Raw genomic sequence first — 9,193 nt, 5'->3', positions numbered from 1 at the left:
GGTCGGCCAGCATGAGTGCGCCGACTCGACCCGGCGTTGCCACGAGTGTCGCCACCAGCTGATCGCGCAAACCCTCAAGGGTTCCCTCCGAGGACGGGTCGGCGTCAGCGATAGCTGTGCGCAGCGGGCCACTCAGCCCCTCCTGAAGTTCGTCACGGGCAATTGAAGGTAGCGCCGTCACGTCCGCTTCGGGCAACAGCGTGTGAGCCGCTTGGAGTACCAGCGCTGCCCTTGCCGGCTGAGCCAGACGAGGGTCCACAAAGCTGACCCCGCGTCGGCGCGTCAGGTCCCGCCATACACCCTTCTCCAAATTCAAGAGCATGCGCTCACGGTGCCATCCGCCGGCCAGTGGGCGCATCAGGGAAGTCACCCAATCGGCTTCGGCGTTCATGGAACGTGTCGCCAGAACCTCCCCCGAATCACCTCGTCGTGGGTGTCTGCGACCCAGTACGGGATCCCGCACCGGGTCGCTCCGCGAGCCCATGGGCTCGCGGAGCGACCCGATGCGGGATGGGCTCGCGGAGCGACCCGATGCGGGATGGGCGCGCGGAGCGACGAGCCGTTACGGCGAGATCACCCCAACCCTGAGCCCAAACGCCACGAGGGCCGTGCCGCTCGGTGCGACCCTCCTCGGTTTGAAGATTCCGGACCAAGGACGAGTCACGTGGCGCTGACCAGGCCTGTCAGCAGTCCCCCGACGAGCACCGCTGCCAATCCCAACCGGTAGGGGACGAAGACGATGATCGGGTGTCCGGCCACGAGGCGGAGTAGCCACGCAATTGATACGTAGGCCACGACGAAGCTCACCGCCGTCGCCACCACGGTGGGCCACCAGCCGACGGTGGTGGAGATCTGCGAGGCCGTGATTAGCCCCTCGTAGGCGCCGGCCGCGACCAGCGCTGGAATGGACAAGAAAAACGACACCCGGGTGGCAGTGACCCTGTCCAGTCCAAGAAAGAGCCCTGCGCTGATGGTGGCTCCGGAACGAGAAACCCCCGGCACCAGCGCCACGCACTGGACAATCCCGATCACCACCGCATCGCGCACGGTGAGGTCGCGGCCCGCTTGCCCGCGCCACGAGGAAGACCGCTCCGCCAAGACCATGACGAAGCTCCACGCCACGAGTGCGACGGCCACGACCCACAGGGAGCGTAGGGGGCCGGCGACCAGGTCCTTGGCGAGCAAGCCCACGACACCGATCGGGACGGACCCCGCAATGACGCACCAGGCCATCCGGTACTCGGGTCGGTGCCGCTCCCCGGGCACGACAAGTCCCCGACACCACGCCACCGCCAGTGTGCGGATGTCGGTGCGAAAGTAGACGAGAACCGCAGCGATTGCCCCGACCTGAATGAGAGCGGTGAAGGCGGTGACGCCGGGGTCATCAACCGGCAACCCGAGCAGCTCCTCGGCGATCGTCAGATGGCCGGTGCTCGAGATCGGCAGGAACTCCGTGACCCCCTCGACGATGCCCAGCAGCACCGCCTCCCACAAGTTCACCACCCGCTCCCGGAGGACGTGACCCGGAGGAGCAGCAGCCACCCCGCCAGAGCGATGCACAGCCCCAGCAGGTTTCCGGCGACGACATCGCTGAGGTAGTGGACACCCAAGAAGATCCGGTCCACCGAGATCACAAGGTAGACCAGCAGAGCGAGCAGCACGACCAGCCGCCGACTCCATCCCGGACCCATCATCGCCAGCGCCACGAGGATCACCGCGGCCGCGAAGGTCCCTGCCATCGCGGCATGCCCCGAGGGGTAGGACAAACTGTGCTCGACCGCGATCGGCTCGAGCCACTCCGGGCGCGGGCGGCTGAGCAGGAGCTTGGTCGAGGGGGCGATGACGTTCTCGGTCACGGTGACGGCGACGAGCCACGCCGCCAAGCACCAGTTGCGCTTCCGGGCCAGCAGCAGCGGGAGAAGCACCAGCGCGAGAAGCACCAGCACCGCACGCAGGACCATCGGCTGCCCGTAGGTCGCCACCGCGACCCAGAACGAGCTTCGACCGGCGTGGCCCCAGGTGGAGTGGTAGCCCCAGTCAGCGACCGTCTGGTCGAGCCGCGCGAGCTGCTCCGAGCCCACGGCCAACGCGATGGTCAGCACGCACAGCAGGACGGCCGCGACAGCCAGCAGCCATCTCACCCAGCGCGGCCGCGGTCCTCGGACCGGCGTCACCTCGCTCACAGGAGCGCGGCCGTCATCGCGTACCCACCGGCGCACGCGCCCAGACCGACCGCCAGGCTCGCGAGGCAGTTCAACCCCGCGGCGAGGACCGAGCCTTCCTCGAGCAACCGGACGGTCTCGAACCCGAAGGTGGAGAACGTGGTGAGGGCACCGCAGAACCCGGTGCCGACCAAGGCCAGCACCCACGACGGCACCCCAGCGCCGGTCACCGCAGCCGCCGTGACGCCCAAGACCAGCGAGCCGGTCATGTTGACGGTGAAGGTTCCCCACGGGAAGACGCTGTCGTGGCGGGACTGGACGACCAGATCGGTGAGGTAGCGCAACGCAGCGCCGATAGCGCCACCCAGCAGCACCATCGCAACTGTCATCGCCGGTCCTCCCCCGGGCCGGCCGGGCCGGCTGGTCCTCTGCCCGCGTAGCGGATGACCTCGACCGGCTCCGCGATCACCATGCCCTCGAGCTCCAGCCGCTCCAGCTCGGGGAAGCCACGAATCTGCTCGTCGGTGTCCACGATGACCACCGCGACAGGCGGGTCCTTGCGGAGCGACCACACCTGGGGGTGCGGATGTGGTTCGACTTGCCGAACCCCTCGATGCCACGAAAGGCGCTGGCCTCGTCCAGCCCGGCCCGGTGCGCCAAATGCACGATCTCGGTGTAAACGGGATGGTGGTGCACCTGGTCGGACTCCCCCACCATGATCGTCAGCCTGCTCGCTGGACCCCGCAGCGTCATCGGTTCCTCACCTCGTCATCGTCGTGCGCGAACATGGAAGACTCGGGAGGTGCTAGATGTCGGCGTCGTGACCGTCTCGGCCTGAGTGCGATCAACCGTGCGGAGGCGATCCCGGCCCAGACGGCGAGCAGGCCGGCCAGGAGGGACCCTCCTAGATATGCGAACGCGGTGAGGACCTGTCCTTCGCCGAGCAGGAGGCGTGCGTCGAGCATGTAGGTCGAAAAGGTGGTGTAGCCACCGAGGACGCCGACGCCCAGGAACGGGCGCACGTACCGCTGCGACGGCCACACGTCCAGCACGAACACCATCAGCACGCCGAGCGCGAACCCACCAGAGACGTTCTCAACGAAGGTCCCCCACGCGAACTCGGTCCCGGACCATGGGAGGAGCTCACCGACACCCCAACGTGCCAGGCTCCCCAGTGCGCCGCCGGCGCTGATGGCGAGCAGCACGTCCCACTGCGACGTGAATAAGGAAGGCAACCGGTGGACCGTGCCGGTGAGCCTGTCACCGGACGTATCGGGATCGATCGGCAGATCGCCGACGTCGGGGTCACTATTTTCGGGCACACGAACTCCTACCTGTCTCAGGTAGGGACTGTTGGTGGCCTGCCGCCACGGTTGTCGGCGAGCCCCACCGCCATCGTGTGCGCTCATGCTAACCAACTGCGACACTCACCGGCGAACCCGGACACCCCGAACACATCAGCGCGGACCGCCCAGCGTTTGGGATCCCCGACGATCACGCCGAAGGGTCGGGCCAAGTTGGGCCAGGTTGGGCGCAGGAGCGCCCGAACCACACGACCCACCCACCGCGGGGTTGGTCGAACCGACCACCACCCCTTGCCCGTCATGCGCCGGTGAGCTGTACGCCGGCGTAGGCGACCCCCGCGACGAGGACCCATGACATGAGGCCGAGCACCAGCGCGCGGCCTCCGGTGCGCCGCAGCACCGGGAGGTGGATCCCGGTGCCCAGACCGACCAGGGCTGCGGCGAGCAAGACCTCCTGGAGGACCTTCGCGCCGTGCAGGACCGGATCGGGCAGGAGCCCGGTGCTCGCGACGGCGATCGCTGCCAGGAAGCCGGCGACGAACAGGGGAAGCAGCGGTGGGCGGCGCCCCGTCGCCGCCGCGGGGGTGCGACGCCGCAGCGCAACGGCGGTCCCGGCGACGAGCGGGGCGAGGAGCACGACGCGGCTGAGCTTGACGACGACCGCGGTCGTCAGGGCTCCCGGTACGCGGTCGGCTGTCGCGACGGTCTGGCCCACGTCGTGCACGCTTGCGCCGACCCAGCTGCCGAACGCAGCAGGGTCGAGCCCGAGGGGCTCACGAAGCAGCGGGAGCAGCACGATGGCCAGGCTCCCGCACAACGTGACGAGCGCGATTGCGACCGCCGTGTCGTCCTCGTCCCCGCCGGCGACCTCCTCCATCGCGGCGACGGCGGAGGCGCCGCAGATCGAGAAGCCGGTGGCGACGAGCAGGGACCGGGCCGGCGGCACACCCAGCAGCCGCCCAAGCAGGCGCGTTCCGGTGAACGTGACCGTGACGGTGGTGACCACGACGAGGGCACCGCGCGGCCCCAGGTCGAGCAGCTGTTGCAGCCCCAGCTGCAGGCCAAGCAGCACGACGGCCAGGCGCAGGAACCGGTGTGAGGCGACGTGGGTGCCGACGTGCAGGGAGGGGTGGTGCAGCCCGATGTTGACCGCGAGCGCGCCGATGACCACAGCGACGGTGGAGGGGTTCACCGCTGGGACCAAGGCATGCACGCCGAACGCGACGCCGGTGGCGGTTGCGACGGCGAGCAACCCAGGTACCGGACTGCGGTGCCCGGGCTCGGGAGTGGGCGGGCAGGACGGGCGGCAGCGGCTGCCGGTGCGGTGTCGGTGGACAGGGGCTTCGTGGGCCGTGGTCACAGGCATTCTCCTTCGTCGGTACTTCCAGCCTGCGCCGGCAGACGGGCGCTCGGTAGACATCCTGGATCGATGACGTCATCCACCGGACTGATGGCGGGCTCTAGAGTGGGTCGATGACTCTCACCCGGGTGCCCGACCTCGACACCCTGTCGCTGCTCCTCGAGATCGCTGCCAGCGGCAGCCTGAGCAAGGCCGGTGCCTCCCGCGGGCTAAGCCAGCCTGCCGTGAGCGCACGGGTGCGCGGACTCGAACGGCTGGTCGGGTTCGCGGTCCTCACTCGCTCAGCCCGTGGCTCGAACCTCACCCCCAACGGTGCACTGCTGGCCGAGTGGGCACGTGGGGTCCTCGCTGCTGCGGACGTCCTCGAGGCGGGCATCGCGTCCCTGCGCAGCGACCGCATCGCGCGGCTGCGGGTCGCGGCGAGCTTGACCGTGGCCGAGCATCTACTGCCGGGCTGGCTCGTCGTGCTGGCCGCCACGCATCCGGACACCGCCGTCAGCCTGACCGCAGGCAACAGCGACACCACGGCGGCCGCGGTTCTCGCGGGCGACGCCGACCTCGGCTTCATCGAGGGCCCCGACCTTCCCTCCGGCCTGTCCGCTCAGGTCGTGGCGACCGACCGGCTCGTGGTCGTCGTCGCGCCCGCTCACCCGTGGGCCCAGCGCCGTAAATCGGTAGAGGCTGAGGAGCTGGCCGGAACGCGGCTGGTGCACCGCGAAGCCGGGTCGGGGACCCGCACCGCGCTGGACCGAGCCCTGACCCCGTTCGGCACCCCCACCCAACCCCTGCTCGAGGTGTCGACCAGCAGCGGCGTCCGCTCCGCAGTCATCGCCGGAGCCGGCCCGGCCGTGCTCTCCGACCTGGCAGTGCACGACGACGTCGCAGCCGGCCGCCTAGTCCAGGTCCCCGTTCACGGAGTCGACCTCGACCGCTCGCTACGTGCCGTCTGGCTCACCGGCCAGCGACCGGTCGGCCCGGCAGAGGACCTGCTTCGTCTTGCAGTCCCCGAGAGGCCACGAGCCCGGCGTCTACCCCGGAGCAGAGCGCGAGTTCGTTGAGGATCGCTGGCGCTACCGTGACTCGCGCGAGCTGGTCAACGCGCCACAAACTACTGGTCACACAGAGCGCGACCGCAGCAGGATTGGCTCGCGGAGCGCGCCAGCGCAGGATCCCCGAGCGGGACTCGATGTGTCGCCGGCGTCGGAGCTGCGCACTATCAGCGGCATGTGCGGACGTCTTTCCGATGACTCTCAGGCGCTGTCCTTGTCGCTGGCGAGCCGGGCCAGAGCCCGTGACGCAGCGGCTCGCACTCGGGCGTTCGGGTCGTCTTGGAGGTCGGCTGCTGTCGTCACGGCGTCTTCGAGCCGGTGACGGGCCACGACTCGAAGCGCCATCTCCCGCACCCGCCAAGCCTCGTCCTGAAGTGCCGTGTCCACTGCTGAGCGTGCCCTGGCATCCCAGGCCCACAGCAGACCTCGCAACGCCCAGACACGCAGCCAGTAGGGAGGGCCTGGCGGCTCGCCGGTGACGACCCAGCGCGCCGGCGGACCACCCAGGGCCAGGATCAGATCCGGGTCCGCGTCGCCTTTCGTGAGGAGCTCGACGCATCCCGCCACAACCTCATCCTTGCCACGGCGAGCACACTCCTGCTCGACGCTCTCGCGCGGCGTCTTGCCCCACGATGATCCGGCCATGAGTTCAGCGTAGAGATCTGTCCCCCTCGCCGGCAGATTCGCGCACGCGTCGCGGCATGAGCGGAGGTTTCGCCGCTACCGGCTCGACGCGCTCACCGCATGCTGCACGGCGAGAACCGGGCTCACCAGCACGGGCCTCCGGAGGTCGGTGAGCATGGCAGCCGCGCCCATCATGCTGGCCTGAGCGAGCACGACGACGTCCACGCTTTCGGCGATGGAGCGGGCCGCGTCTGCAACCTGTCGCAGGTAACCGTCTGAATCACCCGACTCGAAAGCAGCCCATGCGTCCGGCACACCCACGTCGATGATCGTCAACGACGCACCTTCGCTTCGCGCCTCGGCAGCGAGCAGTGCACGAGTCGGCTCTAGCGTGGACTCCAGCGCGGCGATGACAGCGATACGGGACCCAGCCTGGACCGCAGCCCGTGCCATCGGTCGATCCACTCGGAGGACGGGCACCGGTAGACGTGCTCCCACGGCCTCGGCGACAGACCCAAGGGTGGAGCAGGTGCAGACGATGACATCCACACCGTTGTCAGCGAGCTGATGCAGGACAGCCAGGGTGGCTTCCTCGACGTCCGCGGTAGGGCCGTTCCTGCGCACCTGGACAAGGAGGTCGGGCTCGACCCGATGCACGCAGGACGAGCTGTCATCGGCATCCCCCACAAGTGCCTCGAAGGTCGGGACATGGACTTGAGCTGTGTGGAGGAATCCGATTCGCGGCATCACGCCAGTGTTCCAGCGACCCACGTGCGGGGAACCGTTCGTCTTACGCATCTCGGCAGATCCGGATGTTCCGTAAGCCGAACCTCGTGCGGGACCTGAGCAGGCCAGCCCACTGACCAATGCCCGGGCGTCCCGGATGACCCGTCCGCGAAGCTCGCCGGTGACGGGGCGCTCTGCGGGGAGAGCTCGTGTCCGGACCGGCCTACCTTGACGGCAACCACGCAAATGGCCGATCTCGTCAAGGTCTCCCGCGGGTGGGCCATCAATCCTTCGTGCATCTCGACACCTGTTTGTCGAGATGCGCCGAACGTTTCCAACCGCGACGCACCTACCTCCTCAACACCGAACCGGTAGGGATTCGCTCCGCGGCAGCGCCTGGTGACAGGCGGACGGGTGACCGCGCGGTTCGACCACGCCGTGTCGCTGCGCGTTGCTACCTTGAGCCGTCCGTCGAACAGTGGAGTCGTCCGTGAAGCACCAGCTGCAGTTGTTGAGCCCCGGTGCCTTTCAGTCGATGGCCGCTGCGCTGGCGATCGCCGAGTTCGGCCCAGGTGTCCAGGTCATGGGCGCTGGCAAGGACGGCGGCCGCGATCTGTACTTCGAGGGCAACCTGAAGTTCGCCTCAGCACTCGAGTCCTCAGCAGACACCTTCAGCGGTTACACCGTCTTCCAGGTCAAGCACCACGACAAGATCTCCGACTCGGAGACCACCAATGCCTCGTGGTTGTGGGGAGAGGTCAAGAAGGAACTCGACGCCTGGGCTGAGTGGGATAAGAAGGACCCGCGCGATCCCCTGCCCGATCAGCTCGTCTTCATCACCAACGTCGCACTCACGCCCGTTCAGAACACGGGCGGCCACGACGCCATCCGCAGGAACATCAGGGCCTACCGCGACAGGCTCAACGACCCCAGCCGCGACATCGACGATCAGGATGCAATTCTCGATAGGGTCCAGCGGCGCAAGCGGATCGCGCACATCAAGACGATCCGATTCTGGGACGGCAACCAGCTCGATGCTCTGTTGAGCACGCAGGAAGGCGTGCGCCGCCGGTTCGACGCCTTCTTGACTGCCAGCGACGTCTTCACCTTCATCTCTGAGCTCACGGGCAACATCGCCGTTAAGGACAGCGAACCGGTTCTGCTCGACCAGGCACGCACCGAACTCCTCTCCGACGGGCTGGTGTACTTCGACGACGCCGGTGACCGCGAAAACCGCGGCATCCCGGTGCACGAGGTCGCCATCGATCTCCCCGTGACCTTCCCGGGCGGAGGCCACAGGAGCACCGTGCTGCGGCATGTCTTCGAGCGGGGAGACAACCTCCTAGCCCGAGACATCACAGCTGTGGACGGGCCGCGCCACATCGTCCTCACCGGCCAGCCGGGCAACGGGAAGACCACGATCTCCAAGCTCATCGTGCAGGCATACCGGGTTGCAGCGCTCAAAGGCTCCACGGCACTAGCGGCCAACCACGACACTGTGATCACCGGGACCGAGGACGTGCTGCGGAGGCTGGGGCACCAACTCCCGCGGCACCGGCGCTGGCCGCTGCGCATCGACCTCGCCGACTACGCGGAGGAACGAGGCCACAAGCTCGATGAATCGCTGATGCGATACGTGGCCGAACACATCAGCAAGAAGTCGAACCATGGCACCGTCACGCCCGCCACGCTGACCTCCTGGCTGCGCGCTTGGCCCTGGATAGTCGTATTCGATGGCCTGGACGAGGTCACCGAGCCAGAGACGCGGCGCACGGTGATCGAGCGCGTCGTGGAGTTCGTCAACAACGCAGAGGGGGACCGATGCGACCTACTTGCCGTCATCACGACCCGCCCGGTTGGCTACACCGAAAACATCGACCCGACGTCGTTCGAAACCGTCGGACTCGACGACCTGACACCCGCTGAGGCCGTCGCCTTCGGAACTAAGGCCGCCCAAGTACGCCTTAG

10 protein-coding genes and 1 pseudogene are annotated in these 9,193 nt (G+C 68.1%); 2 read left to right on the top strand and 9 right to left on the bottom strand.

What is annotated here, in order from left to right:
* The 7 genes and pseudogenes from ACYQ0U_RS22200 to ACYQ0U_RS22170 all read right to left on the bottom strand — a co-directional run.
* A partial coding sequence (locus tag ACYQ0U_RS22200) for a hypothetical protein (RefSeq protein WP_459976060.1) occupies nt 1-391 on the bottom strand: 391 nt, incomplete at its 3' end.
* A gap of 269 nt (nt 392-660) precedes the next feature.
* A complete protein-coding gene (locus ACYQ0U_RS22195) occupies nt 661-1,500 on the bottom strand; it encodes an undecaprenyl-diphosphate phosphatase (RefSeq protein ID WP_299932608.1) in 840 nt (279 codons plus the stop codon).
* Nucleotides 1,497-2,174 (bottom strand): phosphatase PAP2 family protein, encoded by a 678-nt coding sequence (locus tag ACYQ0U_RS22190; RefSeq protein ID WP_459976059.1) that lies wholly within the window; start codon nt 2,172-2,174, stop codon nt 1,497-1,499. Before ACYQ0U_RS22190 ends, ACYQ0U_RS22195 begins: the two co-directional genes overlap by 4 nt.
* Before the next feature lie 5 nt (nt 2,175-2,179).
* The gene (crcB, locus tag ACYQ0U_RS22185; RefSeq protein ID WP_299932602.1) at nt 2,180-2,551 is read right to left on the bottom strand and encodes a fluoride efflux transporter CrcB; all 372 of its coding nucleotides are present in this window, start codon (nt 2,549-2,551) and stop codon (nt 2,180-2,182) included.
* Nucleotides 2,548-2,879, bottom strand: a pseudogene (locus ACYQ0U_RS22180) (DUF190 domain-containing protein). Before ACYQ0U_RS22180 ends, crcB begins: the two are co-directional and overlap by 4 nt.
* Before the next feature lie 32 nt (nt 2,880-2,911).
* On the bottom strand, nt 2,912-3,484 hold the full coding sequence (locus ACYQ0U_RS22175) for a fluoride efflux transporter FluC (protein WP_299932599.1): 573 nt from the start codon (nt 3,482-3,484) through the stop codon (nt 2,912-2,914).
* 280 nt (nt 3,485-3,764) lie between these two features.
* Nucleotides 3,765-4,718 carry a YeiH family protein gene (locus ACYQ0U_RS22170; protein ID WP_010834972.1) on the bottom strand — a complete coding sequence of 318 codons (954 nt, stop codon included), beginning with the start codon at nt 4,716-4,718 and terminating at the stop codon, nt 3,765-3,767.
* A 221-nt stretch (nt 4,719-4,939) separates the two neighbouring features.
* Between ACYQ0U_RS22170 and ACYQ0U_RS22165 the strand changes: the two genes are divergently transcribed.
* Entirely contained in the window at nt 4,940-5,884 is a 945-nt protein-coding gene (locus ACYQ0U_RS22165) for a LysR family transcriptional regulator (protein ID WP_299932588.1), read from the top strand.
* Between the two features lie 192 nt (nt 5,885-6,076).
* Here ACYQ0U_RS22165 and ACYQ0U_RS22160 read toward each other — a convergent pair whose 3' ends face one another.
* Together ACYQ0U_RS22160 and ACYQ0U_RS22155 are read right to left on the bottom strand one after the other, a co-directional pair.
* Nucleotides 6,077-6,520 (bottom strand): HEAT repeat domain-containing protein, encoded by a 444-nt coding sequence (locus ACYQ0U_RS22160; RefSeq protein ID WP_370107667.1) that lies wholly within the window; start codon nt 6,518-6,520, stop codon nt 6,077-6,079.
* A gap of 75 nt (nt 6,521-6,595) precedes the next feature.
* Entirely contained in the window at nt 6,596-7,246 is a 651-nt protein-coding gene (locus ACYQ0U_RS22155) for an aspartate/glutamate racemase family protein (RefSeq protein WP_459976056.1), read from the bottom strand.
* Nucleotides 7,247-7,715: 469 nt separating this feature from the next.
* Between ACYQ0U_RS22155 and ACYQ0U_RS22150 the strand changes: the two genes are divergently transcribed.
* On the top strand, nt 7,716-9,193 hold a 1,478-nt coding region (locus tag ACYQ0U_RS22150), incomplete at its 3' end, for an NACHT domain-containing protein (RefSeq protein WP_459976055.1).

The organism is Nocardioides pyridinolyticus (assembly GCF_054653575.1).
This window is presented reverse-complemented; position numbering and strand designations above follow the sequence as displayed.

Coding starts and splice junctions, on each gene's coding strand:
- ACYQ0U_RS22160 (WP_370107667.1), bottom strand. CDS start 6,520: ATGGCCGGATCATCGTGGGGCAAGACGCCGCGCGAGAGCGTCGAGCAG.
- ACYQ0U_RS22165 (WP_299932588.1), top strand. CDS start 4,940: ATGACTCTCACCCGGGTGCCCGACCTCGACACCCTGTCGCTGCTCCTC.
- crcB (WP_299932602.1), bottom strand. CDS start 2,551: ATGACAGTTGCGATGGTGCTGCTGGGTGGCGCTATCGGCGCTGCGTTG.
- ACYQ0U_RS22155 (WP_459976056.1), bottom strand. CDS start 7,246: ATGCCGCGAATCGGATTCCTCCACACAGCTCAAGTCCATGTCCCGACC.